The sequence below is a fragment of the Sphingobium nicotianae genome, assembly GCF_018603885.1.
Lineage (GTDB): Bacteria > Pseudomonadota > Alphaproteobacteria > Sphingomonadales > Sphingomonadaceae > Sphingobium > Sphingobium nicotianae.
This window is the reverse complement of the sequence record NZ_JAHGAW010000008.1, coordinates 117,395-144,072: the sequence shown is the minus strand read 5'-3', so window position 1 is coordinate 144,072 and position 26,678 is coordinate 117,395. Positions and strand designations below refer to the sequence as shown.

Genomic DNA, 26,678 nt, shown 5'->3' with positions numbered 1-26,678 from the left:
CATGATAGGGGGGCCGGCATGATCCTCTCCCGCCTTTTCCGATCGCATTTCGGCGCGCGCGCTCGCGTGGCGGGGCAATTTTCGAATTTGCTTCACACCGTGACTTTCGTGACCTTCGGACATCGGAATAGCCATCCGGCGGCCTTTGATCTGCATCAAACGGGCGGACGGCCCGCCGTGGCATCGTCTCGTCTCACGGCGGACCGCCTGGGAACGGGTTTACCAAAGATGCGCTTTTGTGTGGTTATGGCGCCTCTGCTACTATGTGTGGGCGATTGAGCGAGGGACCGGGCGGGTAATGGCGATTCTCAACCCATTGGAAAGCGACGGCTACATCCATTTCGATGAAGCCGCGAGCAAGGCGGCCGGCGCGGCGCTGGCGAAGCGCTATCAGAGCGCCGAGCCCTTCCCGCACATCGTGATGGAAGAATTCCTGCCGCTCGATTTCCTGCGCGGCCTCCTGCCGGAATTCCCCGCGACCGACGGCAAGACCTTCTTCGACCGTGATCAGGAGCGCTTCAAGTTCCAGTTCCAGCCGGCCGAGATCCCCGGCCGGCGCCTGCGCAATCTGGTGACGGAGCTGAATAGTCCCGCCGTGCTGCGCTTCCTGGCCGCGATGACCGGCATCAAGGGGCTGATCGCCGATCCTTATTATATCGGCGGCGGCCTGCACGAGACCAAGAGCGGCGGCCATCTGGGCGTCCATGCCGATTTCAACATTCACAAGGGAATGAAGCTGGAGCGCCGGCTCAATCTGCTGGTCTATCTCAACGACGACTGGCCCGCCGACTATGGCGGCGACCTGGAGCTGTGGGACCGCAAGATGGAGCGCTGCTGCCACAAGGTGTTGCCGGTGCTCGGCCGCGCCGTCGTCTTCAACACGTCGCTCGACAGCTTCCATGGCCAGCCCGATCCGGTGCGCTGTCCGCCCGACCGCGCACGCCGCTCGATCGCGACTTATTATTATACGGCGGTCGAGGAGGGGATCACCAAGCTTCCCGAGCGCACCACCGTGTTCAAGGCGCGGCCGACCAGCGCGGACAAGGAGGATCGCCGCGTCCAGTTCGACCATTTCCTCAAGGATTGGGTGCCGCCCCGGCTCTATCGTTATGCGACCCGGCTAAATCGTTTCAAATAGGGACTCGCCGCCTCTTTATAATGTCGCAATGTCTGGTCTGTCCTATGACGTCTCGTGGAAGCCACTTATAAAATTTCCGTCCGGGCAAGATTTGAGTCGCGCGCCTCATGCCGGCCGGACGGGAGCTGTACCGATGATCGGCTACATCACGGTGGGGACCAATGACCTGCAGAGGGCCATGGCCTTCTACGACGCCCTGTTCGGGAGCGTCGGTCTGTCGCGCCTGATCGAGATGCCCAACATCGCCGGGTGGGGCTCCAATTGGGACAAGCCCATCTTCGGCGTCGCCAAGCCCTTCGACGGCTCTCCCGCCACGCCTGGCAACGGCACGATGATCGCCCTGGGCCAGCGCACCCGCGCCAAGGTCCGTACGCTCCATGCCAAGGCGCTGGAACTCGGCGGCAAGGATGAAGGACCGCCCGGCGTCCGCGGCGCCGAAAGCAGCCAGGCCTTCTATGCCGCCTATGTCCGCGACCTCGACGGCAACAAGCTGTGCTTCTACAGCGTCGGCCCGGGGGAAGACGGCTGAGCGACGCGGGCGGACCCGCGTGAACGCGGAGGGCTTCCCAGCTCGGTGCACACCCTCGTTCAGCTAACAAGGCCAGCTTCTAGCCGATGAGGTTGCACGCCGATTGAGCAAGCCGGCCGATCATGCGACAGCAAGGCCATGACCGGTTCCGATCGCCTCGCCGCCTATCTACGCCACCTCGGGCTCGACGCGCCACCCTCTCCTGATGCGGAGGGTCTGGCTGACCTGCAGGCCGCACATCGCCAGTCGATCGCCTTTGCCAATCTCGACCTTCGCCTCGGCAATCCCGTCCGCATCGACAGCGACGCCGCGTTCGACAAGCTGGTGACACGCCGGCGCGGCGGTTATTGCTTCGAGCAGAATCGCGTCTTCTCGGACATGCTGGCGGCACTCGGCATGCCCAACCGGCCGCTGCTCGCGCGGGTGCGGCTCGGCCTGCCACCTGATGCTCCGGCCCAGCCGCGCACGCATGTGCTGCTCCTCGTCGATCTCGACGGCGAACCGTGGATCGCGGACGCGGGCTTCGGCGCCAGCTATGTCCCGCCGCTGCCGCTCATCGACGGCGTCACGGTGACGAGCGACGACGGCGCCTCCCATCGCCTGCGCCGCATCGGCGCGCCGGGCGATCTCGGCGGCGAATGGCTGTTCGAGCGCGCCGGCCTGGTCAGCGACAATCGCGCCAAGCCCGATGCGGATTGGCAGCCCCAATATGCGTTCGATTTGCTCCCCGTCGCCGCGGACGATCTGGAGCAGTGCAACCACTGGACCTCGACCCGGCCCGGCACGCGCTTCCTGTCGATGCACCTGGTCAGCATCGCGCTGCCAGACGGCTTCGCCTCGATGACGGACAGCACGCTCACGGTCTATCGCGGTCAGGCGAAGGAGGTGCGCGTGATCGATGATCTGGGCGACTATCAGGCGGTCCTGAGCGATCTGTTCAGCCTCGCCCTCAGCCCGGAGGAAGTGGCCGCCTTGCCCCTCACCCAGCCCGAGCGGCTCTAGGGCGGATCGACATTCAGGTCAGATCGAGTCGAAAATGGTGCTTTTGCGTGACCCGGAGCGCAGCGTACTCATGGTACGTGAGCACCGGAAGCACGCAAAAGTGCCGTTTGCAGGCCGATATGGGCTGAATGTCGATCCGCCCTAGACGTCGAGGGTCTGCCCCAGGACCAAGGCAAAGGCGATCACCGCCGCCACGCCCAGCCCGATCAACACGGGCTGGCGCGCCAGTACCACCTCCCGCGCCGGTTCGGACGGCGGCTGGCGGAAAGCCACGTTGAACAGACCCGCCATCCCGCCGAAGGTCGAGGCTATCGCCGACGCCAGCAGGATGAAGAGGCCGACCGGATTGAACAGGCCGACGATGATCGCCACCGCGCCCGAGCCCAGATACAGCGTCATCGGGATCAGCCGGCGCAAGCGGACCGACGCCTCCGTGCCCCCAATCATTGCATCCAGCGTGCGGCTCGCAAGACGCATGACCCCCAAATAAGCGGCAAGGCCAAGCAGCGCCAACGCAACCCGCCAGACCCAGGGGTAGGGCAATGGCCCGAGCCCGCCCTGCATGCCGACGCCCCAGTCACCAATGCCAGTGACGCCGGAAAACAGGGGATAACCCGCCGCGACCAGCAGCTTGCAGGTGAAGACCATCCACAGGAAGATGCGCAGCGAAGCTGACTGCGCCCAGCGCCAGAGCAGGAACGCGACGGCGCCTACCATCAGGTCCGCGACCGTCCCGGCCAGCGCTACGATCCGGCCGGCGAGGGCCGTCGCGCTATGGCAGTCGACATAATAGGCCCCGATCGCCTCGATCGTGCCGCCGGTCAGCAGGCAGGCGCTGCCATGGCCGCCAATCTCGTGCGCCATGGTCAGCAGGGGCGCGAGCAGCAGCACCATCCCCGCCAGGGTCGGGCGATCAACCTCCTGCCGCGCCGTCATGTGTGTGCCGGCCGTCAGTTCAGGTGTCGCACGATGAAGATCACCAGCATCGCGCCCAGCACCGATCCGATGAGGCCCGCCGGCTGGAAGGGTGTCATGGCGCGGCTCTTGCTGAACACCCGCGGGATTGCCCCGCCGATCAGGGAGCCGACGATGCCGAGCACGATGCTGGCGATCCAGTTCATCGGCACGACGCCGGGATAGAACCAGCGCGCAAGAATGCCGACGATCAAACCAACGATGATCGTGCTGATAACCCGACCCATGACCGGCCTCCTCCCTTGTGCGCGATGCTGCGCGGACTCCCTTGTCATCCCTTTATCCATCCTTGCCGAATGGACGGCAAGCAATGGCTGCATGCCCTGCGCTTGCATGAGGTCCATGTGGCAGACATAGTCCGGTGATCAGGGGAAACGGGGACAGTTGCCATGCACAACAGGATCATCACGGCGGTCATGACATTGGCGCTCGCGACGGCGGCCGCCCCGCTCCTGGCGCAATCGCGCGGCGCCGCCGTCGAGGAAGTCTCCGCCACGGATCTGCTGACCCGCCTCGCCAATGGCTCGACCACCAGCGAGGCGCTGGTCCGCGCCTATCTCGACCGGATCGCCAAGCTCGATCGCGCCGGGCCGAAGCTGCGATCGATCATCGCGCTGAACCCCGATGCGGTCGCCGAAGCCAAAAAGCTCGACGCCGAGCGCAAGGCCGGCAAGCTGCGCGGCCCGCTCCATGGCCTGCCGATCCTGGTGAAGGACAATGTCGAGACGCTGGACAGGATGCCGACCACGGCGGGCAGCCTCGCCCTCAAGGACAATCTCACCGGCCGCGACGCGCCGATGATCGCGCGACTGCGCGCGGCGGGTGCCCTCATCCTGGGCAAGACCAATCTCTCCGAATGGGCGAACATCCGCTCGAACAATTCAAGCTCGGGCTGGAGCGGCATCGGCGGCCTTGTGCGCAATCCCTATGCGCTGGATCGCACCTCCTGCGGCTCATCGAGCGGCACCGGCGCGGCGATCGCGGCCAGCTTCGCCGCCGCCGGGATCGGCACGGAAACGGACGGTTCGGTCGTCTGCCCCTCCTCGATGAACGGCCTTGCCGGGCTCAAGCCGACCATCGGCCTGGTCAGCCGCACCCATATCGTGCCGATCAGCCACAGCCAGGACACGGCCGGCCCGATGGCGCGCACCGTGCGCGACGTCGCCTTGCTCTTCTCGTCGATGGTCGGCAGCGACCCCGCCGATGCCGCGACCAAGGGTGCCGACGCCTATGCGCGCGACTATGCCGCCACCCTCTCACCCGACGCGCTCAAGGGTGTGCGGCTGGGCGTGCTGCGCCCCGAGATGCCGGCCCTCCTCGCCACCCGCTATGACGCGGCGCTGGCCGTGCTCAAAAAGGCCGGCGCCGAGCTGGTCGAGATCAAGCAGCCCAAACTGGAAGGCCTCGGCGAGGCGGAGGGCGAGGTGCTGCACTATGAGCTCAAGGCTGATCTCAATGCCTATCTCGCCTCGACCGATCCGGCCAGGGTCAGGACCCGCTCGCTGGCCGACGTGATCGCCTTCAACAAGGCCCATGCCGACCGCGAGCTGGCCATCTTCGGCCAGGAGACGTTCGAGGAAGCGGAGAAACTCGGCGGCCTCGACAGCCCGGACTATGTCGCCGCCCGCGCCAAGTCGCTGGCGCTCGCCCGCGACGCGGGCATCGACGCGATGCTCGCCGGCAACAGGGTCGCCGCCATCGTCGAGCCGAGCTACGGCCTGCCCTGGCTCAGCGATCCGGTCGCCGGCGATCAGTTCTCCGGCCCCTCGGCCAGCGAGTTGCCTGCCGTCGCCGGCTATCCGCACCTCAGCGTCCCCATGGGGCTCGCCGGTGGGCTCCCGGTCGGTCTCAGCTTCATCGGCCATGCCAACAGCGACGGCGACCTGCTGCGCTACGGCTATGCCTTCGAGCAGGCGGGCAAGCTGCGCGTGGCGCCCGGCTATGCGCCGACCGCTCCGGTCGGCAATGCGCTGGAGCCGCTTGAACCCTGAGCCGCTCCGTCCTATTCGCGCCCCAAGTCGAAGGGGCAAGCCATGACCACGATCATCAAGACCGCCGATCTCATCGAGAGCGTCGCCGACGCGCTGCAGTTCATCAGCTACTATCATCCGATGGATTATATCCGCGCGCTGGGCGAGGCTTATGCCGCCGAGGAGTCGCCCGCCGCCAAGGACGCGATCGCGCAGATCCTGACCAACAGCCGCATGTGCGCGGAAGGCCACCGGCCGATCTGCCAGGATACCGGCATCGTCAATGTGTTCGTGAAGTGGGGCATGGACTGCCGCCTCGACGACACCAGCAAGTCGCTGCAGGAAGTCGTCGACGAGGGTGTGCGACGCGCCTATCTCAACCCTGAAAACAAGCTGCGCGCCTCGGTGCTTGCTGACCCCGCCTTCACTCGCCGTAACACCCGCGACAACACGCCCAGCGTCCTTCATGTCGAAATGGTGCCGGGCCATCATGTCCATGTCGATGTCGCGGCCAAGGGTGGCGGCAGCGAGAACAAGAGCAAGTTCAAGATGATGAACCCGAGCGACTCCATCGTCGACTGGGTGCTGGAGATGATCCCGCAGATGGGCGCGGGCTGGTGCCCGCCCGGCATGCTCGGCATCGGCGTTGGCGGTACGGCGGAGCATGCGGCGCTGCTCGCCAAGAAGTCGCTGATGGACCCGATCGACATGAGCCAGCTCAAAGCACGCGGGCCGGCGAATGACATCGAGGCCCTGCGCATCGAGATTTACGACAAGGTCAATGCGCTCGGCGTCGGCGCGCAGGGCCTCGGCGGCCTCTCGACCATCCTCGACGTCAAGATCTTCGACGCGCCCTGCCACGCCGCGGGCAAGCCGGTCGCGATGATCCCCAATTGCGCCGCCACCCGCCATGCGCATTTCTCGCTCGATGGGTCCGGTCCCGCCTATCTGGAAGCGCCGAAGCTGGACGAGTGGCCGGACGTCAACTGGGCGCCGGACAAGGCCGCGATCCGCGTCGATCTCGATATGCTGACGCCCGACGTCGTGCGGAGCTGGAAACAGGGCGACCGCCTGCTCCTCAACGGCAAGATGCTCACCGGCCGCGACGCCGCCCACAAGCGCATCCAGGACATGCTGGCGGCGGGCGAGGAACTCCCGGTCGAGTTCAAGGGCCGCGTCATCTATTATGTCGGCCCGGTCGATCCGGTCGGCGAGGAAGTGGTCGGCCCCGCCGGCCCCACGACCGCGACCCGCATGGACAAGTTCATGCGCATGATGCTGGACCAGGGCCTGCTCGCCTGCGTCGGCAAGGCCGAGCGCGGCCCCGCCGCGACCGAGGCGATCAAGGACGCGAGGAGCGCCTATCTCATGGCCGTCGGCGGCGCCGCCTATCTCGTCGCGCGCGCCATCAAGGGCAGCAAGGTCGTCGGCTTCGCGGATCTCGGCATGGAAGCCATCTACGAGTTCGAGGTGCAGGACTTCCCCGTCACCGTCGCGGTCGACAGCGAGGGCAACAACGTCCACCAGCTCGCCCCGCTCGTCTGGAAAGAGAAGATCGCGCGGGAGAAACTGCTGGCCTAATTTCTTTCCTCCCCATCACGATGGGGGGGGGGGACCGCCGGAGGCGGTGGAGGGGAAAATCCGATGCCGCCACCGAGGAAGACCGTCGCGAAGGCCCGCCACCTCCGTCGCACCCTCACGCCACCGGAAATTATTTGCGCACTCGGCCCGCCAGCCTCCGCTTCCGCCGTCAGCATCCGATCGGCCCCTATGTGCTCGACTTCTATTGCCCCTCCGCCAAGCTCGCGATCGAAATCGATGGTATGGCGCACGACATGGGCCACAATCCCGCGCGGGATGGAATGCGCGACGGCTGGCTCGCCCAACAAGGCGTCGAGACGCTACGCATTCCCGCCCGGCAGGTCATGGCGGATTTTGACGCGGTCGTCCGCCAAATCCTCCAGCGCTGCGCCATCTCCCCTCCACCGGCTTCGCCGGTCCCCCTCCCCATTTGCAATAGGGAGGATTAGTTGATCACCTCCCCCATCTGGCTCCCCGCCACGCTGATCGCCGGCGGGCTGCAGGCGTGGCGCACGGCCGTGCAGCGGCGGGTCGGCCAGTCGCTGTCGGTCAATGCCGCGGGCCTCGTGCGGTATCTTTACGGGCTGCCCTTCGCGCTGGCGCTGCTCGCAGGGTATCAACTGCTCTTCCTGCCCGCGCCCGCGCTGGTCCTCCACATCAGCGCTATCGGCTTCTGCGCCGCCGCCGGCCTTGCTCAGATTGTGGCCACCAATCTCATGCTGATGGCGTTCGCCGAGCGCAATTACATCGTAGGAACGGCCTATGCGAAGACCGAGGCGGCGCAGGGTGCGCTGCTCTCGCTCGTGCTGCTCGGCGACCAACTGAGCCCACTCGCCTGGATCGGTATCGGCGCCGGGGTCATCGGTGTGATGATCCTCTCGACTGGCGGCCGGCCGATGGGCCTGGGCGATTTCATCCGCGCGCTCGGCGCACCGTCCGCGCGATATGGGCTCGCCTCGGGCTTGTTCTTCGCGCTGACGGCCATCGGCGTCCGCCGCGCGTCGATGGGCGTCGTGACGGACGATCCCATATCGGCCGCACTCACCATCCTCGCCATCACCGTCGCGCTGCAGACGCTGATGCAGGGCGCCTGGCTGCTCTGCCGCGAGCCTGACCAGCTCCGCGCCGTGTTCGCCACCTGGCGCGTCTCCGGGCAGGTCGGCCTGCTCTCCTCGCTGGGCTCGGCCTGCTGGTTCACCGGCTTCGCCAGCGCGCCGATCGCGCTGGTGCGCATCGTCGGCCAGGTCGAGATCATCTTCACCCTCGGCCTTGCTCATTATTATCTGCGCGAGCCGCTCAGGCGCAGCGAAGTGACCGGCCTGCTGCTGGTCGCGAGCGGTGTGCTGCTGGCGCTGATCGGCGCCGGTCGGGGCGGCTAGCGCGTCGCTCCCGCCCGCGCCATCATGGCCTCTTCCGCCGCCGTGAAGGCCGAGCGGCCCGTCGGCGCGTCGTCCGGCATGGCGGTCACGTAGAAGGACACGCCCTTGCCGGTCTTCGGGTCCAGCCACAGGCCCGAGCGCAGCCCATAGGCTTCGCCCGAATGGCCGATGCGCATCACGCCGTCGCCGAAGGGATCGTCGCGGCAGCCGGCCGGCGCGCCGGGAAAGGCCGTGAACATCACCGCCAACCCATAAGCGCAATGATAGCCCTTGAGCGTGTCGCCATTGCTGCCGTCATAGCGCCATTGCGGGCGCGTCATCTCGGCTAGGCTGGCGGGCGAGAGGAAACCGGGCACTGCGCCCATCAGCACCTGCCCGAGCCGCGCCAGACCGGGCGGCGAGATGCGCATGCCGCCTTGTGGCCCAAAAAAGGCACCCTGATGCCCGAGCCGGTAGGTCGCGACGTCGCAGCTCCCGTCGCGCGCCGGCGTCGCCACGCAGACCGGCCGCTCGCCCCTGAGATCGTCGCGCGCGATGCTGCCGTCCGCCCGGTAGAGCACCACGGCACGCCGCACCGCGCGCATGCTGCAGGTCGTCCAATTGTAGCAGGCGTCCAGCTTCAGCGGCCCGAATACTTCGCTCGCCATCACGGCGTCGAACCGCTTGCCGGTCACCGACTCCAGCACTGCCGCAACGATCGGGAAGTTGAGATTGGCATAAGTGAAATAGCCGGCGGCCGGCCCGTGCGCCATGTCCCAGGCTTCGGGCCGTTTCATCTCGACCTCGAGATCGGCATCGAGCGGCAAGGTATATTCGATGCCGTCGCGCACGCCCGCCGTGTGCGAAAGCAGATGTCGCAAGCTGATCGGCTGATCGGGGAAGCCGGGATGCCGCAGGTGCCAGCCCAGATAGATCGAGACGTCACGATCCAGATCGAGCCTGCCCCGTTCGACCAGCCGCATGACCGCCATCGCGACCGCAAGCTTGGAAATGGAGGCCACCCGCACCGGGTTGCTAGCGCGCGCCTTGCGCCCGCTCGCTCGATCCGCGAGACCCTGCGCCCCCCGCGCGATGACATGGGTCTGGTCGAAGGCTGCCCAACCGCTGGCGGCATCTGTGTCCTGCGCGTCAGCCACCGTCGCCGTCAGGCCATCGAACAACAGGAACAGGGCGAGAGTCGAGGCGCGGAGGATCGGCATGCCCGCAGCCTGCCCGAGCGCCAAACAGCTCGCAATACGCTGTCCTACTGGTGCATTTCGGTGGCAGGCTCGGAAGGCGCGCTCCGGCTCGCTTGCTCTTTGACCTTGTCAAATCCTCGCACAATCCGCACCCCGCCTTACCCGCCAGGGACTTTTGCAAAATCTCCATGCGTCATACGCGCGATGTTCGTGAAGTTTCACAAATCAACCCACTGAAAACGCGTGGATAGTGGCAGATCAAATCTGCTGGAAGTTCAGCCTGTGCCCCGGCCTTGGCCAGCGACATTTGAACAGGCTGCCGCTGGCCGACCCCGTGATCCATGCCGTCTGCATGTCCGGCCCGCCGAAACAGATGTTGGTGGTGATCGGATCGGGCACCGGCACATGCTCATAAGTGCCAGTCGCCGGGTGGACCACGGTGATGCCGCCGTTAAAGAGCGTCGCGGCCGCGATTCGGCCCGAGGCCTCCAGCGCAATGCTGTCGAACCACTGCATGCCCGGCAGGTTGACCAATATCTCGCCCGCCGTGTGGCCCACTTCCGGCGCCACCACGCCCGGCGAGAGAATGTCGAGCTTCCAGGCGCGCTGGAGCATCGAGTCGACCCAATAGAGCGTCTTCTCGTCGGCCGAGAGCGCGATGCCGTTTGGAGAAATCTGCTCCGAGCGCCAGCGCGTGATCTGCGATCCGTCCGGCTTGGCATAATAGACACCGCCGAGCCGCCTGTTCTCGCCGTCCGAATAGCCGAAGCAGGTGAACCACATGCCGCCCTGCGCATCGAACACAATGTCGTTGGGCGCGTTGAGCGGCTTGCCGTCGCAATTGTCGTAAAGCGTGGTGGCGGCGCCGGTGGCCAGGTCGACGCGCTGGATCGAGCCGCCTTCATAGACTTTCGGCAGGCCGAGCTTGCCTTCCTCCTTCCAGTTTTCCGGGAAGTCGAAGGCGCCGCCATTATTGACCACATAGCAGGCACCGTCCGGGCCGATCGCCGCACCGTTCGGGCCGCCACCCAGTTCGGCAACGACCTCCAGAGACCCGTCAGGACGAACCCGCGTCAGCGTTTTGTGCGCGATTTCGACGACAAGCACCGAGCCATCTGCGCAAGCGATCGGCCCTTCCGGGAAGCCCAATTTGTCCGTTACTGTCTCGAATTCCATCGTTTCCCCTCCGTTTCATCATTTGCTTCCGGCATAGCTACCTGTGCATCCCGCACAAGCCCGGCCTTTAACTGCAGTTTATGCATGCTGATGTACAAGGGCCTGTTAACCGCTTTCCTCTAGCCAAGCAGGTCGAGAGAAGCCTGCTGGATTCCAAACACGTGCCACCGACCACCAAGCTCGAAACCACGATCGTCCGCGTCGCCGAGAATGTTGGCGATCTTGGCATCCGCACGCTCGATCTCCAGGCCGACATCGCCGAGCTGGCCGACCGCGTGACCGATCAGGCCGCCATGCTCGAAACGCTCGAGGATGCGGCCATCGGCCTCGCTCAGTCCAGCGATCAGGTCGAGAAGAAGGTCGACGCCGCCCGCGCCCAGGCCGCGACCGCCCGCTCGGTGGTCGACGACAGCAGCCAGCAGCTCTCCTCCGCATCCCACAATGTGCTCGAGCTGATCGAGCAGGTCACCCGCATCCACCGTGGCCTCGACGGTTTCAACGAGGCACTCGCCACCGTCGGCCATACCAGCAAGATGATCGGGGGCATTGCCAGCCAGACCAACCTGCTCGCGCTCAATGCCGCCATTGAGGCGGCGCGCGCCGGCGACAGCGGCCGCGGTTTCGCGGTCGTCGCCAGCGAGGTCAAGAAGCTGGCGCAGGAAACCGCGCTTGCCACCCAGCAGATCGAAGGCTCGATCCGCGAACTCACCAGCGAGGCGGAGGTCATGCTCTCGCGCATCGTAAGGGGCGCCGAAAAGGCCAATGACGCGCATCGCGCATCGGGCGAGATCGGCTCGCTGGTCGATCGGCTGCGCGAACTGATCCTTGGCCTGTCGGACAATAGCGAGGCCGTCTCGGGCAATGTCCACTCGATCCTCGGCGCGATCGGTGAGATCCGCTCGGGCCTCGGCGAACTGGCCGATACCTCCATCGACAATGCCATCGGCCTGCAGCGCCTCTCGACCCGCGTGACCTCGGTCAGCGACGACACCAATATGCTGCTCCAATATCTCGCGGAGAGCGGCGTCGATATTCCGGATTCGCCTTACATCAGCTTCGGCCTGCAGGCGGTGCAGGGCATCGTCGCCGAGCTTGAGAAGGCGCTCGACGACGGCGAGATCGGTCTCGCCGCCATGTTCTCGGACGACTATCAGCCGGTGCGCGGCAGCGAGCCGCCGCTCTTCTCGCACCCCGTCCAGTCCCTCATCACCAGGGCGGCCCGCCCCTGGCAGGAGCGCGCCCGCGCGCTCCCCGGCTTCTTCGGCATGACTTGCACGGATCGCAACGCCTTCGGCGCCGTCGCGATGCCCGAGCGCTCGCTGCCGCAGCGCCCCGGCGAGACCGACTGGAACCTCGAATATGCGCGCGCCGGCCAGATGTTCAATTATCAGGACACGCGCGAGCAGGCCAAGATGGTGCAGCCCTTCTGCCTCAAGGCCTATCGCCGCCCGATCGCCACCGGCGGCATCATGCTGCTCAAGCAGGTCATCGCGTCCATCCACATCCGCGGCAATCACTGGGGCGTGATGCAACTCGCCTATGAGGATCAGACAAGCAAGACGGGCGAGATCGTCCTCGCGCAGGCAAGCTGACGGTCAACGCCGTGCGTCGATGCTCCAGCGACCGGGCGCGATTTCGCTGGCCGTCACGCAAAGCCCGGCTTCCCGGCAGATGACCACGCCGGCAGCGATGTCCCAGAGGCCGCAGCCATGCTCGACATAGCCGTCCGTCCAGCCGAGCGCCGCACCGGCGAGCGAAAAGCTGGCGCATCCATAGCGTGCCACGGCGAAGTCGAGCGCGCGTAGGCCCTCCGCCCGCTCATCGCTGGCCGGGCCGGGTTCAAAGTCATTCTCGCCGAGCGCGATCAGCCGGATGGCGGGCAGGGCGGGCCGCACGAACGGCGTGCCGTTGCGCTGGACACCGCCCCGCGCACCGCGCTCAATACGATACCAAGCTCGGGCAGCGCGATGAGTCCCGCCGCTGCCTCGCCCCGTTCAATATAGCCGATCGAAATGCCCCAGAGCGGCAGCCCGCGCAGGAAATTGGTGGTGCCGTCGATCGGATCGATCGCCCAGCCCGACCCTCCCTCGTCAAGCGCCCCGCCGCCTTCTTCGCCAAGCAGCGCGACGGCGTCCAACTCAGCGCGCAGGCTCGCGCGGATGATGTCCTCCACCGCCCGATCCGCCTCGGAGGCGAATTGCCCGCGCGCTTTTTCTTCGACCGCCAGTGCTTCGCGCCGCCGCGCAAAGTCGCTGGCACAGGCGATCGCCGGCTCGGCCACTCGGAGGAGCAGCGCATGATCGATCGTCATGCCTCGCGCATCCGCCCGATGAAGACCCAGGCGCAGAGCAGTGCCATCCCCGCGCAGAACGCCATGCCGATCGCAAGGGACAGCGCCGAGCCGGTGGTCAGCCGCGCGAAGCCCGCCGCGATCACGCCCGCCACGGCGAGCTGGCCGAAGCCGAGCAGGGCCGACGCCTGACCGATCGCCCGGGGATGCAGCGACAGCGCGCCGGCCTGCATCTGCGGCTGCACCACGCCCCAGCCGAACGTGTAGAAAATCTCCGGCACCACCAGCGCTTCCCAGGCGCCGGGCCAGAGCGCGGTCGCGGCGATCATGACGATGCCGGCGCTCACCTGGATCACCGTGCCGAACCGCAAGGCCGCCTCCAGGGAATGGGTGCGGATCATCCGGTTCGAAAGCAGGCTGCCGAAGACGAAGCCCAGGGTCGAGATGGCGAGCATGATCGAATAGTGGCCCGCCGTCTCGCCCAGCCGCCCGACGATGACCTGCGGCGCGCCGGTCGAGAACATGAACAGGACGCTGTAGGCAAAGGCATTGCCGAACACGAAGGCCAGCAGCGCTTTCGACCGCGCCAGTCCGCCAAGCGACCGCAGCACGCCGCCCGGGTTCAGCGGCAGGCGCCGCTCCGGGCTCAGCGTCTCGGGCAGGATACGCAGGCTCGCGAGCGCGACGATCGCGCAGATCACGCCCATGCTGAGCAATGGCGCGCGCCAGCCGAACAGCATGACCAGCCCACCGCTCAGCAGCGGCGCCAGTGTCGGCACCGGTCCATAGATGGCGCCGACAAGCGCCAGCGTCCGCGCGGCATCCGCGCGGTCCAGCAGGTCACGCACGATCGTGCGGGCCAGAAGCGCCAGCGCGGCGCAGCCCAGCCCCTGCAGCACCCGCGCCGTGACCACGACGACGAAATCATGCGCGCTCGCGCCGATCAGGCTGGCGGCGATGTAGAGGATGAGCCCGGCATAGATGACCGGCCGGCGGCCAACTGCGTCGGCGAGCATGCCGCAGAAGAGCTGCGCGGCGGCGAAGGCGATGACGAACGCGCTCATCGCCGCCGCGACATCGGCGCGGGGCACGGCGAGATCGCTGGTGAGCGAGGGCAGCACCGGCGACATGCCCTCGATCGACAGCGGCAGGATCGCGGTCAGCGCGGCGACGAGCAGCAGCAGCGCGCGCGGCAGGTGTTGCGCGGGCACAGCCGGCGCATGCTGGGACAAAGCAGGATTGGGCAGCAGGGTCTTCCTTCTATCGGACGCGTTCGGCGCCAGAATCGGTTCAGCCGTCGAGCTTGCCGAACTTCGCCTCGAAGCCGGCAACGTCGCCCTTGGCGAGGAAATCCGCCTGCTCGATCCAGTTGTCACGCACGATGCGGCCCTTGAAGGTGCCCAGATGCGCGTCGACCTTGGCGACGTCGTCCGCGCTCCAGCCCGCGATCTGGTCGAAGCGGGTGATGCCGAGGGCATTCAACGTGCTGTTGAGCTTGGGGCCGAGTCCCTTGATCTGGCGCAGATTGTCGGGCGCGCCGCTCGCAGCCGGCACGCCGATATCGGTCAGCGCGACGCCGCCCGTCGCCGTGCCGCCGCTGGTCATCACCGCCGCCGCATTGCTCATCGTGGCCTGCACGTCATCGGGCTTGGCGCCGCTCGCCGCGACATCGGCCACCATCGACTGCTCGACCGCCTCGATCACTTCCTCGGCGACATTGCGCACCGCCTCGACGGCGGCACCGACCGCCGTCACCGACGTGTCGACATGATGCCCGGCCTGGCTCGGCCCGCCGCTCGCCCGCGAGCGCAGGATCAGGATGAGGACCACCGCGACAACCACCGCAGCGATGAAGAGAAACAGGGCATTCTGGGTCATGATCAAGCTATCCCGCCTCGGCTTTTCCGTGTCGTTGCACCACCATAAGGCGCGCCCGATTTCAATACCAGCGGGTCATGCCGACCTTTCATTTCACCGGATCGATCCTATATCGGAATGGTCGAGGGACGCTGTCCCCAGTCCGTCCACCGAAAAATATTTTTCGTTCGCGGATCGTTCCCTTGCAGAGCCGGAAAAGACCGGAAACGTCGCGCGTCGCTGCAATGCAGCATGGGAATTGGTGCCATGAAGCGAGTCTTTTCATCGACGAACCGAATCGCTACCAACTTCTTAACGCCCTTGCATCAGCTGGCCATTGTGGCACTATCACTGGTGGTTCGAAACGGGGGCCAACGCAATAACTTGTAGTTCCAGGTCGCGACCATAAGTCGCGGCGAGGGAGGTCTCGCCCCGAGGGAATTGCCGGTTCGCGGACTTGACCGAATCGAACGAAGAGAGAACATTGGGGGTCGAAGAATGGAGTTTCGTGATTTGCAGGCGGAAGGCATCAATGAAGCGACCCTGGCCGTCGAGGCGGCAAGCGAGAGCGCGCCGGCGAACGCCAAGGCCATGAGCGCCAAGGCCCCGCAGGAGGCCGTCAGCCACAAGGCGAAGCGCAAGCCGAGCGCGTCGAACACCGTCGACGCGCGCCGGTTCGACATCGTCACCGATCCGTCGCGTGATGCGCTCCTCACCGAGTTCGGCAAGGAGACGCTCAAGGACCGCTATCTGCTGCCCGGCGAATCCTATCAGGATCTCTTCGCCCGCGTCGCCTCGGCCTATGCTGACGATCAAGCGCATGCCCAGCGGCTCTACGATTATATCTCCAAGCTGTGGTTCATGCCCGCCACGCCCGTCCTCTCCAATGGCGGCACCGGCCGGGGCCTGCCGATCAGCTGCTACCTCAACAGCGTGGACGACAGCCTCGAAGGCATCGTCAACACCTGGAACGAGAATGTCTGGCTCGCCTCGCGCGGCGGCGGCATCGGCACTTACTGGGGCAGCGTGCGCGGCATTGGCGAGCCGGTCGGCCTCAACGGCAAGACCAGCGGCATCATCCCCTTCGTGCGCGTGATGGACAGCCTGACGCTCGCCATCTCGCAGGGCTCGCTGCGCCGCGGTTCGGCCGCCTGCTATCTCGACATCTCGCATCCCGAGATCGAGGAATTCCTCGAAATCCGTAAGCCCTCGGGCGACTTCAACCGCAAGGCGCTCAACCTGCACCATGGCGTGCTGATCACCGACGAGTTCATGCAGGCGGTGCGCGACGGCAAGGAGTTCCATCTTCGCTCGCCCAAGGATCAGAGCATCCGCGCCACGGTCGATGCACGCAGCCTCTTTCAGAAGCTGGTCGAGACCCGCCTCGCCACCGGCGAGCCTTATATCGTCTTCTCCGACACGGTGAACCGCATGATGCCCAAGCATCATCGCGATGTCGGCCTCAAGGTCTCGACCTCGAACCTCTGTTCGGAAATCACCCTGCCGACCGGTCGCGACCATCACGGCATGGATCGCACCGCCGTCTGCTGCCTCTCCTCGCTCAGCATGGAGACGTGGGACGAGTGGAACGGCGACAAGAATTTCATCGAGGACGTGATGCGCTTCCTCGACAATGTGCTGCAGGACTATATCGACCGCGCCCCGCCCGAGATGGCGCGCGCCAAGTATAGCGCCAGCCGCGAGCGCTCGGTCGGCCTCGGCATCATGGGCTTCCACAGCTTCCTGCAGTCGCGCGGCATCCCGTTCGAGGGGGCGATGGCCAAGAGCTGGAACCTCAAGATCTTCAAGCATATCAGCTCGAAGGCCAACGAGGCCTCGATGCAGCTCGCCGTCGAGCGCGGCCCCTGCCCGGATGCTGCCGACCAGGGCGTGATGGAGCGCTTCTCCTGCAAGATGGCGATCGCGCCGACCGCGTCGATCAGCATCATCTGCGGCGGCACGTCCGCGTGCATCGAGCCGATCCCGGCCAATATCTACACGCACAAGACGCTGTCCGGCAGCTTCATCGTGAAGAACCCCTATCTGGAGAAGATCCTCCAGGCGAAGTCCAAGGACTCGACCAACGTCTGGAACTCGATCCTCGAGAAGGGCGGCTCGGTCCAGCATCTCGATTTCCTGAGCCAGGAAGAGAAGGACGTCTACAAGACCAGCTTCGAGATCGACCAGCGCTGGCTGATCGAGCTCGCCGCCGATCGCGCGCCCTATATCGACCAGGCCCAGTCGCTGAACCTGTTCATTCCGGCCGATGTCGAGAAGTGGGATCTGCTGATGCTCCACTTCCGCGCCTGGGAGCTGGGCGTGAAGTCGCTCTATTATCTGCGCTCCAAGTCGATCCAGCGCGCCGGCTTCGCGGGCGGCGTCGAGGCGGATAACACCGCCGAGCTCAAGAAGATCGAGCTGCCCAACACCGACTATGACGAGTGTCTCGCCTGTCAGTAGGAAGACACTCAGCGAGAACGGAAACTTTTCAGCAAGAGTTGAAGGCTGGAGTCTGTCCCGTTTGGACTGAACGGCATGCGTTCCTGCGGAGCCGAAGGCGGGCGCAGGAACACATGCCGCTTACGCAGGACGAGCTCCAGGAATTCGCAGCATTCCTGGCCTCTTTTTTTGCAGACTGGCGCCCAAAATCTATGGCGCGATCCGCGGCACGGAGCCCAACAAGCGGATATGCTCGACCATCGGCAGGGTCTATTCGGCCGGCGCCCAGATGGTATGGGAGTCGATTTCCAGCTTGATGATCGCCTTCCCTGAATCCGCGCGCGCCGCGATCTCCGCCCGCCGCGTCTCATTGGCCTGCCGCTCGGCATAGAGCAGGTCGGACAGATCGATGGCGCCCAGCTGATAGCCCTTGCGCGTCCGCTCGCTCGTCGAATCCGCCCTGATCCGGGCTTCCGTCACCTGCTCCCAGACGATGAGGCGTGTCCGTGCATTGGAGAGGTCCGCATCCGCCATGACCTGGACGTCGCGCTCCACGACGCCGAGCTCCAGCTGCGCCGAGCTGGCCATGGCTTCCGCCTCGTCCGCCGCGCGTGACCGATGGCGGCCGCCCAACGGCATGGCCGCCACGAGGCCGACACCTTTTTCAATGCCGCCGCGCTCGCTGAACAGGCGGAAGCCGAAGCTGGGATCGGCGATCCTGTCCGCCTTGACGCGCCTCGCGGTGACGGACTGGCGCTCGGCCTCGGCCCGGGCCGCGCCGATTTCGTGGCTACGCTCGATGACCAGCGCGCGCAGTTCCTCGAAATTCTGCGGCAGGTCGTGGGGGCTGACCATTTCCGGCGCGTCGACGGGAAGCGGCAGGTCCGGAAACTGTGCGGCGAGCTTGACGCGCGCCTCGGCCGCCAGTGCCCTCGACTGGGCGAGTTGCCCCTGCGCAAGTGCGAGGGCGGCGGCTGCCTGATCGATGTCGAGATCCGACGCATCACGCATTTCCGCGCGCCGCTTGACCGCTGCAAGCGCTCGCTCAAGGTTGGCGACCATCGCCGCGTCATTCCGGGCCAAGGCGGATGCCGTCATCCAGTCATACCATAGGCCGGCGAGCAGCAAGGCCGTCTGATGCCTGACATCCTCCATCCTGTTCTGCGCTGCCTTCACACCCAGATCTCCCGCCTGGCGGTCAAGGCCGGCCTTTCCGGGCAGGCGGAAGGGCCGCATGATCGTGGCGTCGAACTCGTTGAAGCCGCCTTCATTGTTTACGGTACGGCGGATGTAGCTGCCCTGCACCGTCACTTCGTGCGTGCCCGCGGCCAGCATCCCGGCCTGTGCCCGCGCCGCCGCCAGGCGGGCTTCGGCGGCCTTGACGGCAGGATGATTGTCGAGCGCGCTCGCAACCAGCTCGACAGGCGGCAGGTCGGCATGCTGCCGGTCCTGCGCTGCGGCCGGCCATGCCGTGAGCGACGCCGCCCCGAGCAATGCGGCTGATATCAGGCGTTTCAAGAAAACCTCCCGGAGGCGATGATGGGAGCGAGGCGCCAACGCACCGGCCCCGAGCGCTTGAGCGCGCCGATCTGCGTGACGATTGCCGACGCGCCGGATTCCTCGACGCGCACATCCAGTGACACCCGGTCGAGGCGGCCCGTGACGCTTTCCGCCGCCGTGGCATCCGAGAAGTCGAGGCCATGGACGGTCTCGTCGCGCTGGTGAACCGGGTGACGGGTAACGTCGCGCAGGGTGGCGGCAATGGATGCAGCGTCGGCCCGGCTGCAATGGACCGTGAGCAGCAGTTCAGGCATCGGCGATCTCCGTGCCGCTCTCGCCAAAGCGCTCGAAGAGAATGGGGAGCAGGACCAGGGTCAGCAGCGTCGAGGTGATGAGGCCGCCGATGACCACGATCGCCAGCGGGCGCTGGATCTCCGAGCCGGGGCCGGTGGCGAAGAGCAGGGGCACGAGACCGAAGGCGGTGATGCTCGCGGTCATCATCACCGGCCGCAGCCGCCGCTCGGCGCCCAGCCGGACGGCCTGCGCCATTGCCATACCCTCGGCGCGCAGCTGACGGAAATAGGCCACCAGCACGAGGCCGTTGAGCACCGCAATGCCCAGCAGCGCGATGAAGCCGACCGACGCAGGCACGGACAGATACTCGCCCGAGACCCAGAGCGAGACGATCCCGCCGACCATGGCGAAGGGAATGTTGACCAGGATGAGCGTGGCGGCGCGCAGCGATCGCAACGTCGCCAGCAGCACGAAGAAGATGAGCAGGAGCGCGATGGGAATGACCAGCATGAGGCGGGCCGACGCGCGCTGCTGGTTCTCGAACTGCCCACCCCAGACGAGGCGATAGCCTGCGGGCAGGTTGATCTGCTTCGCCACCTGGGCCTTGGCCTCCTCGACATAGCCGACCAGATCGCGTCCGGAGACGAAGGCCTGCACGAGGGCGTAGCGCGAGCCATTTTCATGATCGAGCTTCACCGGGCCTTCCACTCGCTTGACGCTGGCGAGGTCGCTCACGCGCGCCAGCTCGCCGGAGGGCGTGCGCAGCATGAGGTCGGCGAACCGCTCGGGGCTGCTGCGCAGCGTGTCATCGCCCTTGATGAGGATGGGCGTGCGCTTCTGTCCCTCGGCGACGATGCCGGCATGAAGCCCTTCGAGCTGGGCCCGCATGGCGTCCTGCAGCGTGTCGACCGGCATGCCCGCGCGGCCGGCGGCGAGTCGGTCGATGTCGATCTGCAGATAGTCGACCTTGTCGTTGGCGACCGTCATGACTTCTGTGGCGCCCGGCACTTTCCGCAGGACGCCCTGGACTCGCCCGGCCAGCTCGGCGAGCGTGTCGAGATCGGGACCGAAGATCTTGACCGCCAGGTCACCGCGCGCGCCCGTCAGCATCTCGGAGACGCGCATTTCGATCGGCTGGGTGAAAGCATGCTGGATGCCGGGCAGCTTCTCGACCGACAGACGCAAGCTGTCGATGAGCTCATCCTTGGTGCCGCGCCACTCGGACTGCGGCTTGAGCATCAGGAACGTATCGGTCTCGTTGAGACTCATCGGATCGAGTCCAAGCTCGTCGGACCCCACGCGCGAGATGACGCTCTTCACTTCGGGCACATGTTTCAGGATCTCGCGCTGCGCCGCGAGGTCTCCTTCCACCGAATGGGCGAGGCCGATGCTGGGCAGCTTGGTGAGCTGGATGATGACGGAGCCCTCGTCCATCGATGGCATGAAGGTCTTGCCGACGCCGCCATAAGCGGCGACCGCCACCGCAAGCCCGGCACCGGCCAGTCCATAGACAAGCTGCTTGCGCGCGAAGGCGCCGGCGAGGAGCGCGCGGTAGCGCGGCGCCAGGACGCGCATGATCCAGGGCTCGCCGTGATGGCCGGTCCGCAGACCAAGCGAAGACAGCACCGGCACGAGCGTCAGAGCCAGCAAAAGCGAGGCGGCGAGCGCGAAGACGATGGTCAGCGCGACCGGACCGAACAGCTTGCCCTCAAGACCTTGCAGCGAAAGCAGCGGGAAGAAGACGAGCGCGATGATCACGATCCCCGCCGAAACAGGGACGATGACGTCGCTGGTCGCACGAAAGACATGATTGAGGCGGGGATGATGATCCTCGGTATCGACCATATTCAGACGCTCGACGATATTCTCGACGACGACGACGGCGGCATCGACCAGCATGCCGATTGCAATGGCAAGGCCGCCGAGGCTCATCAGATTGGCGGTCAGGCCCACCGCCCTCATGATGAGAAAGGTCACAAGCGCCGCCATCGGCAGGATGAGTGCGACAATGCCTGCTGCTCGCCAGTCGCCCAGGAACAGGATCAGCAGGATGACGACCAGCACCGTCGCCTCAAGCAGGGCTTCCTCGACCGTTCCGACAGCCCGCGCGATGAGATCCGAACGATCATAGAACACGTCGATCGAGGTGCCCCTGGGCAGGGTCTTCTCGACCTCCGCGAGGCGCTGCTTCACACCACTGACCACTTGCCGCGCATCCGCGCCACGCAGTGCGATGACGAGGCCTTCCACCGCCTCGCCCTTGCCGTCGCGGCTGACCGCGCCGTATCGGGTGAGACTGCCGATCCCGACCTGGGCGACGTCGCCCAGGCGCACGACATGGCTGCCCTGCGTGCGCACGACCAGCGCGCGCAAATCCTCTTCGGACCGGATCGCCCCGACCGCGCGCACGATCAGGGCGTCCTCGCCATCGGCGAGCCGGCCCGCGCCGTCGTTGCGGTTGCCGCTCTCTATCGCCTGGCGCAGATCGGCGATCGTCAGTCCCGCGGCGCTCAGCGCCACCGGATCGGGCCGAACCTCGAAAGCCTTCGCATGCCCTCCCAGCGAGTTCACATCCGCGACACCGGGTACGGTTCGCAGCGCCGGGCGGATTGTCCAGTCGAGCAGCGTGCGCTTTTCCTGCAGCGACAGCGGCCCCTCGATCGTGAACATGAACATTTCGGACAGCGGTGTGGAGATCGGCGCCATGCCGCCGCTGACCGACGGCGGCAGATCCCCCATCACGCCGGACAGGCGCTCGGCGACCTGCTGGCGCGCCCAGTAGATGTCGGTGCCGTCCTGGAAATCGATGGTGATGTCCGCGATGGCATATTTGGCCGTCGAGCGCAGGATCGCCTGGCCCGGAATGCCGAGCATCTCCATTTCGATCGGCGTGATGACCCGCGTCTCGACCTCTTCCGGCGTCATGCCAGGGGCCTTGAGGATGACCTTCACCTGCGCGGGCGCGATATTGGGATAGGCATCGACCGGCAGGCCGACAAATGCCCAGGCGCCGAGACCGGCGATCACCGCCGCGAGCGCGAGGACGAGCAGCCGATAGGAGAGCGCCTGTGCAACGAGGGTACGGAGCATGGGTCCGCCCTATTCCGCGGTGGCGAGCGCCTTGAGCTCGCTCACGGAGGTTATGACGACGTCTTCGCCGGGCTTGAGACCGGACAGGATGATGCGCTCGCCGTCCGACCGCTCGCCGCCTGCCGCGAGGGTCACCGGGCGCGGGATCACACCCCGGGCGCTGCGGACGAACACGATAGCGCCGCCCGGGAGCTGCGCCACGGCAGCGGCCGGCACGCGAACCGCGCCCTGCGGCGCGGGTCCCATGATCGCAAGCGAGAGCGCCTGCCCGGCCCGGACCGCGCCATCGCGATCGCCACCACCATCGAGGCTGGCAGTGAGGCTGGCCGATCGCGTTGCGGGATCGATCGCCGAACCGACGGCGAGCACCTTGCCCGAGGCACCCGCCGCGCGCACGGTCATGCCCGGTTGGACCTTGCCGATCAGGCGCTCGGGCAGTTGCCCCTGGGCCTGCATCGCCCCGCCGGCATCGATGACGAACGGCGCGGCACCCGGATCGAGCGCCTTGCCGGTTTCGATCGACATCGTGCTGATGCGCCCGCCGATCGGCGCGGTCAGGCTATAGCCCGTGCCGCTGGAGCCGTTGGCCATGCCGATCAGGCGCGCCTGCTCCGACACGTCGATCTGCGCCTGGCGAAACAGGGCGCCGGCCTCGTCCGCCCGTGCTGGCGCGACGATGCCCTCTTTGCTGAGCTGCGCGAGGCGCGCGGCGTTCGCCCGCGCCACGTCGAGCCGGGCCCGGGCCCGCGCCAACTCGGCGGCGAGGCTGACGACGTCGCGGCTGGAAACGGTCGCCAGCATCTGCCCGGCGTGAACATCCTGCCCCTCGACCACGAAGACGCGCATGACGACACCCGGCAGCTGCGCGGCGACCGCCACGCGGGCGTTGGGCGGGGGCGAGACCATGGCGGGCACCGTCGCGATCGGGACGAGGCTGGCCTGTTCAGCCCGTGCGAAATGCAGCGACAGCGCCTTGGCCTGCTCGGCGGAAAGGGACATTTCCCTGGGTGCGCCGGCAACGGATGCCTTCTCTTCCGGCGCCGGATCGCCGGGGTCGCCGGTTCCCCCGTGCGGCACGAGCCACCACACCAGCGCAAGCGCCACCAATCCCAGCGCACCGCCAATGAGCCATTTGTTCCTGTTCATGACGCCGACTATCCGGCGTTGCCTGACAGGTCCCTGACAAGAATCAGCAGAGGGGGAAAATAAGGCGCAGTTCGCGCCGGTCGGGATTGGTGACGAGCCTGCCGCCATGCGCCGCCATGATCCGCGCGACGATGGCGAGGCCGAGGCCGGCGCCGTTGCTGCTGGCATGATCGGCCCGGCGCAGGCGCTGAACGAGGATGTCCAGCCGCTCGGGAGAAAGCCCCTCGCCCCCGTCCCTGACGGCGAGTTCCCCTGGCCGGTCGGCCAGCACGACGACGGTATCGCCGGCCGGGGTGACGCGCAGCGCATTTTCGACGAGGTTGCGGAGTGCCGCCGCAATTGCCTCCCGCCGCCCCGGGACGACACCGCTGTTTTCGCCGTTCAATTCGATCTGCCTGCCGTCCGCCAGCGCAGCCGGCGCCATTTGCGCAACGACATCGCCGGCCAGCTCGACGAGGTCGACAGGCGTCGGCGACGTGTGCGCCGCGCGCTCCGCGTCGACCTGGGCAAGCAGCATCAACTGGTCGATCAGGCGGCGCATCGCCCCCACGTCGAGCCTGAGCTGCTCGGACTTCGCGCCGTCGAGCTGGTCGAGCTCCAGTGACAGCAGGGTGAGGGGCGTGCGCAGCTCATGGGCGATGTCGGCCGCGAACGCTTCGTGCATGGCGGCCGCGACATCGACCCGGTCGAGCAGGGCGTTGACCGAGCGAGCGAACGGCTTCGCCTCGAGCGGAAGGCTTTCCACCTCGACGCGCACGCCGCGCGATTGCCCCTGCGCGGCGTCGATCTTGCGCGCCGCTTCCTCAAGCGGCTTTAAAGCGCGGCGGATGGCCCACAGCCCGGTCAAGGTCATCGGGGTTGCCAGCAATAGCATGGGAATGACGACATGCTCTGTCAGCTCGTGAATGATGGCCGGCAACGCCGAAGCATCCGAAAGCTCGGCAAACGACATGCGATATTCAATGCCGATGAACAGAAGGAGCAGCAGCGCGCCGATGAGCGCGACCAGGGTCAGGCTCAGCGTCAGCCGGCCGACAATCGAGTCCGATCCCTTCATCGGGCTTGATCGGGTTCGCGCAGGAGATAACCGACGCCGCGGACCGTATGGAGCTGGCCGACGGCGCCGGCATCGTCGAGCTTGCGGCGAAGGCGCGAAACGATCGCTTCAAGCGCATTGGGCGTCACCGCCTCATCGAGGCGATAAAGGGCGTCCTCGATACTCCTGCGGCGAACCACCTGTCCGGCCCGCCGGAGGAGCAACTCGAGCAAATCCGCCTCGCGGCGCGCGAGATCGAGCGGACGATCGTCGACCGACGCGCTTCGGCTGGTCGAATCATATTTTATCGATCCGACCTTCAGGACAGGCTCGGCGCGTCGGCCCGGCCGGCGAAGCAAGGCGCGCAAACGCGCCGCCAGCTCTTCCACCGAAAAGGGCTTCACCAGATAATCGTCAGCCCCCGCGTCCAGTCCGTTGACCCGATCCTCGAGGCCCCCGCGCGCGGTCAGAATGAGCGCGGGGGGCTCTCCGGCGGGTTGGCGAGCACGGAGCCAGTCAAGCCCATCGCCATCCGGCAATCCAAGATCCAGCACGATGACATCGAAGGCGGCAACGGCAAGAGCAGCGTCGGCATCGGCAAGGCTATGGGCGATGTCGCTGCGATAGCCGAGCCCCGCGAGGCCCTCGGCTATCAAGGCCGCAAGCCGCTCATTGTCCTCAATCACCAGCAGTCGCGCCATTTGATCCCGTTCTTCGCTGGACGATATTAAAGTCGATCCGGACCAGTGGGTCCAGCTTCCAGTGGAACGCAGGTCATTGTGCCAGCGGCGGCTGACCAAAGCCTGACACACCTGAGCTGCACGAGCGGTCCATCTTCGGCGTCGCGATCGCCCCATCCGCGGCCGGTGTCCTTGCGCCTGAGGCGGAAGGGCGCACCATCAGCGACGATCGACACGTGCAGAATGCAAAATTTCGCTTGACGTTAATTTCTAAATCAGAACTAAACGGCGCGGGATTGGCCGTACCGATCCCGGCGGATGAAACCGGAGCGGGTCGCCCGAACCATGCTCCCAAGAAATGGTGAGAGAATGACAAGCGTCGAGGAGAGGCTCCAGATCCTGGAAGACAAGGAGGCCATTCGCGGTATCCTGCTCGAATATGGCCGCGCGCTCGATAGCCGCGATACCCAGGCCTATTCGGACCTGTTCGCCGCCGACGGCGAGTGGAGCGGCGGCATCGGCCAGGCCAGGACGCCTGCCGGCATCAAGAAGATGCTTGACGATCTCTTCGCCGGCGGCGCGCGCAACAATAGCACGCCCGCTGAAGAGAAGCCCCGGCCCCGGCCGCACCATCTCATGGGCAATATGGTCGTCGACGTGACCGGCGACACCGCCACCGCCCATTCCCGTTGGATGTGGGTGATGGCCGGCCCGGACGGCAGCCCGCATGCGTTGCGCTCCGGCTTCTACGAGGACCAGCTGGTCCGCGAGAATGGCGCCTGGAAGATCCGGAAGCGCCGCGCCGTGACCGAGTTCGACCAGGGGAAGGGCATCTGACGGCATGACACAGACAATCAGGCGGGTCGTCACCGGCCATGACGCGCAGGGCCGCTCGGTCGTGCTCAGCGATACCGACGCCCGCGTCCACCCGCTCGGCCGCCCGGGCATGTCGCTGGGCGACGTCTGGGCGACCAGCGACTATCCGCCGCTCGTCACCCCCGACGAGCCCGATCCGATACGCGAAGCGCTCGATTTCACGATCAAGGAGCGCGGCACGCGGTTACGGATTCTGGAGAGCACGCCGGGCGAGAATGATCCGGAACCGTGGATGCATCGCACGAAAACAATCGATTACGCCTATGTCATCGAAGGCGAGATGTGCCTGATCCTCGATGACGGCGTCGAGGTGGTTCTCAAGGAAGGTGACACCGTTGTTCAACGCGGCACCAACCACGCCTGGGTCAATCGCAGCGGCAAACGATGCCGGATGCTGTTCGTCATGATGGGGGCTGAATTCGCGCCAGAACTGGCCGATTTCGAGCTTTTTTCCCCGGACGAGCTACACGCCACGATTACCCCCACGGAGCGCTGAACCCGCCTCCCACAGGCGCCGGTGGGCGTTATGACCTGTGGCCGAA

The 26,678-nt window shown here is 66.3% G+C and carries 25 protein-coding genes; 11 read left to right on the top strand and 14 right to left on the bottom strand.

The features are described 5' to 3' along the window. Window positions 1–298 precede the first annotated feature (298 nt). The 3 genes from KK488_RS13220 (at window position 299) to KK488_RS13210 (ending at window position 2,669) form a co-directional block, all read left to right on the top strand. On the top strand, window positions 299–1,138 hold the full coding sequence (locus KK488_RS13220; RefSeq protein ID WP_214624152.1) for a 2OG-Fe(II) oxygenase: 840 nt from the start codon (window positions 299–301) through the stop codon (window positions 1,136–1,138). A gap of 133 nt (window positions 1,139–1,271) precedes the next feature. Beyond that, complete coding sequence (locus KK488_RS13215) at window positions 1,272–1,667, top strand: VOC family protein (RefSeq protein ID WP_214624151.1); 396 nt, start codon at window positions 1,272–1,274, stop codon at window positions 1,665–1,667. A gap of 138 nt (window positions 1,668–1,805) precedes the next feature. Further along, window positions 1,806–2,669: an arylamine N-acetyltransferase family protein gene (locus tag KK488_RS13210; RefSeq protein WP_214624150.1), complete on the top strand. Its 864-nt coding sequence runs from the start codon at window positions 1,806–1,808 to the stop codon at window positions 2,667–2,669. A 141-nt stretch (window positions 2,670–2,810) separates the two neighbouring features. Here KK488_RS13210 and KK488_RS13205 read toward each other — a convergent pair whose 3' ends face one another. Together KK488_RS13205 and KK488_RS13200 are read right to left on the bottom strand one after the other, a co-directional pair. Then, complete coding sequence (locus KK488_RS13205; RefSeq protein ID WP_214624149.1) at window positions 2,811–3,605, bottom strand: hypothetical protein; 795 nt, start codon at window positions 3,603–3,605, stop codon at window positions 2,811–2,813. Between the two features lie 14 nt (window positions 3,606–3,619). Further along, complete coding sequence (locus KK488_RS13200; RefSeq protein ID WP_214624148.1) at window positions 3,620–3,871, bottom strand: GlsB/YeaQ/YmgE family stress response membrane protein; 252 nt, start codon at window positions 3,869–3,871, stop codon at window positions 3,620–3,622. Window positions 3,872–4,033: 162 nt separating this feature from the next. Here KK488_RS13200 and KK488_RS13195 point away from each other — a divergent pair, with 162 nt between their 5' ends. From KK488_RS13195 to KK488_RS13180, 4 genes are all read left to right on the top strand, one after another. Beyond that, window positions 4,034–5,635, top strand: a complete 1,602-nt coding sequence (locus tag KK488_RS13195; protein WP_250890397.1) for an amidase — start codon at window positions 4,034–4,036, stop codon at window positions 5,633–5,635. Between the two features lie 42 nt (window positions 5,636–5,677). Next, window positions 5,678–7,195 carry a fumarate hydratase gene (locus KK488_RS13190; protein ID WP_214624147.1) on the top strand — a complete coding sequence of 506 codons (1,518 nt, stop codon included), beginning with the start codon at window positions 5,678–5,680 and terminating at the stop codon, window positions 7,193–7,195. A 191-nt stretch (window positions 7,196–7,386) separates the two neighbouring features. Continuing rightward, on the top strand, window positions 7,387–7,644 hold the full coding sequence (locus KK488_RS21715; protein ID WP_349356896.1) for an endonuclease domain-containing protein: 258 nt from the start codon (window positions 7,387–7,389) through the stop codon (window positions 7,642–7,644). Then, window positions 7,645–8,574: a DMT family transporter gene (locus tag KK488_RS13180; protein WP_214624146.1), complete on the top strand. Its 930-nt coding sequence runs from the start codon at window positions 7,645–7,647 to the stop codon at window positions 8,572–8,574. It abuts the gene before it with no gap. Here KK488_RS13180 and KK488_RS13175 read toward each other — a convergent pair. Together KK488_RS13175 and KK488_RS13170 are read right to left on the bottom strand one after the other, a co-directional pair. Beyond that, a complete protein-coding gene (locus KK488_RS13175; RefSeq protein WP_214624145.1) occupies window positions 8,571–9,773 on the bottom strand; it encodes a serine hydrolase domain-containing protein in 1,203 nt (400 codons plus the stop codon). The two genes, KK488_RS13180 and KK488_RS13175, sit on opposite strands and share 4 nt — an antisense overlap. Window positions 9,774–10,010: 237 nt before the next feature. Next, window positions 10,011–10,928, bottom strand: a complete 918-nt coding sequence (locus KK488_RS13170; protein ID WP_214624144.1) for an SMP-30/gluconolactonase/LRE family protein — start codon at window positions 10,926–10,928, stop codon at window positions 10,011–10,013. A 161-nt stretch (window positions 10,929–11,089) separates the two neighbouring features. Between KK488_RS13170 and KK488_RS13165 the strand changes: the two genes are divergently transcribed. Continuing rightward, window positions 11,090–12,520: a methyl-accepting chemotaxis protein gene (locus KK488_RS13165; RefSeq protein ID WP_349356895.1), complete on the top strand. Its 1,431-nt coding sequence runs from the start codon at window positions 11,090–11,092 to the stop codon at window positions 12,518–12,520. Window positions 12,521–12,523: 3 nt separating this feature from the next. Here KK488_RS13165 and KK488_RS13160 read toward each other — a convergent pair whose 3' ends face one another. The 4 genes from KK488_RS13160 to KK488_RS13145 form a co-directional block, all read right to left on the bottom strand. Beyond that, window positions 12,524–12,823 carry an inositol monophosphatase family protein gene (locus KK488_RS13160; protein ID WP_214624142.1) on the bottom strand — a complete coding sequence of 100 codons (300 nt, stop codon included), beginning with the start codon at window positions 12,821–12,823 and terminating at the stop codon, window positions 12,524–12,526. After that, window positions 12,793–13,239 carry an inositol monophosphatase family protein gene (locus KK488_RS13155; protein ID WP_214624141.1) on the bottom strand — a complete coding sequence of 149 codons (447 nt, stop codon included), beginning with the start codon at window positions 13,237–13,239 and terminating at the stop codon, window positions 12,793–12,795. Before KK488_RS13155 ends, KK488_RS13160 begins: the two co-directional genes overlap by 31 nt. After that, window positions 13,236–14,429, bottom strand: a complete 1,194-nt coding sequence (locus KK488_RS13150) for an MFS transporter (RefSeq protein WP_214624140.1) — start codon at window positions 14,427–14,429, stop codon at window positions 13,236–13,238. The genes KK488_RS13155 and KK488_RS13150 overlap by 4 nt, the downstream gene beginning before the upstream one ends. A gap of 79 nt (window positions 14,430–14,508) precedes the next feature. Beyond that, window positions 14,509–15,096, bottom strand: a complete 588-nt coding sequence (locus KK488_RS13145) for a helix-hairpin-helix domain-containing protein (protein WP_214624139.1) — start codon at window positions 15,094–15,096, stop codon at window positions 14,509–14,511. Window positions 15,097–15,666: 570 nt separating this feature from the next. Between KK488_RS13145 and KK488_RS13140 the strand changes: the two genes are divergently transcribed. Further along, window positions 15,667–17,535 carry a ribonucleoside-diphosphate reductase subunit alpha gene (locus tag KK488_RS13140; RefSeq protein WP_214624285.1) on the top strand — a complete coding sequence of 623 codons (1,869 nt, stop codon included), beginning with the start codon at window positions 15,667–15,669 and terminating at the stop codon, window positions 17,533–17,535. A 249-nt stretch (window positions 17,536–17,784) separates the two neighbouring features. Here the strand turns inward: KK488_RS13140 and KK488_RS13135 are convergent, their stop codons facing one another. From KK488_RS13135 to KK488_RS13110, 6 genes are read right to left on the bottom strand one after another with little or no spacing between them, the layout of a single operon-like run. Further along, window positions 17,785–19,023: a TolC family protein gene (locus KK488_RS13135; protein WP_432653853.1), complete on the bottom strand. Its 1,239-nt coding sequence runs from the start codon at window positions 19,021–19,023 to the stop codon at window positions 17,785–17,787. Window positions 19,024–19,028: 5 nt separating this feature from the next. After that, complete coding sequence (locus KK488_RS13130; protein WP_214624138.1) at window positions 19,029–19,328, bottom strand: DUF3240 family protein; 300 nt, start codon at window positions 19,326–19,328, stop codon at window positions 19,029–19,031. Continuing rightward, complete coding sequence (locus KK488_RS13125; protein WP_214624137.1) at window positions 19,321–22,398, bottom strand: efflux RND transporter permease subunit; 3,078 nt, start codon at window positions 22,396–22,398, stop codon at window positions 19,321–19,323. The genes KK488_RS13130 and KK488_RS13125 overlap by 8 nt, the downstream gene beginning before the upstream one ends. A gap of 9 nt (window positions 22,399–22,407) precedes the next feature. After that, window positions 22,408–23,544: an efflux RND transporter periplasmic adaptor subunit gene (locus tag KK488_RS13120; RefSeq protein ID WP_214624136.1), complete on the bottom strand. Its 1,137-nt coding sequence runs from the start codon at window positions 23,542–23,544 to the stop codon at window positions 22,408–22,410. Between the two features lie 43 nt (window positions 23,545–23,587). Beyond that, window positions 23,588–24,601 (bottom strand): sensor histidine kinase, encoded by a 1,014-nt coding sequence (locus KK488_RS13115; RefSeq protein WP_214624135.1) that lies wholly within the window; start codon window positions 24,599–24,601, stop codon window positions 23,588–23,590. Then, window positions 24,598–25,281: a winged helix-turn-helix domain-containing protein gene (locus tag KK488_RS13110; protein WP_214624134.1), complete on the bottom strand. Its 684-nt coding sequence runs from the start codon at window positions 25,279–25,281 to the stop codon at window positions 24,598–24,600. The genes KK488_RS13115 and KK488_RS13110 overlap by 4 nt, the downstream gene beginning before the upstream one ends. Before the next feature lie 348 nt (window positions 25,282–25,629). Here KK488_RS13110 and KK488_RS13105 point away from each other — a divergent pair, with 348 nt between their 5' ends. Together KK488_RS13105 and KK488_RS13100 are read left to right on the top strand one after the other, a co-directional pair. Beyond that, window positions 25,630–26,097, top strand: coding sequence for a nuclear transport factor 2 family protein (locus tag KK488_RS13105; RefSeq protein WP_214624133.1), 468 nt, complete (start codon window positions 25,630–25,632; stop codon window positions 26,095–26,097). 4 nt (window positions 26,098–26,101) lie between these two features. Beyond that, complete coding sequence (locus KK488_RS13100) at window positions 26,102–26,632, top strand: cupin domain-containing protein (protein WP_214624132.1); 531 nt, start codon at window positions 26,102–26,104, stop codon at window positions 26,630–26,632. Window positions 26,633–26,678 lie beyond the last annotated feature (46 nt).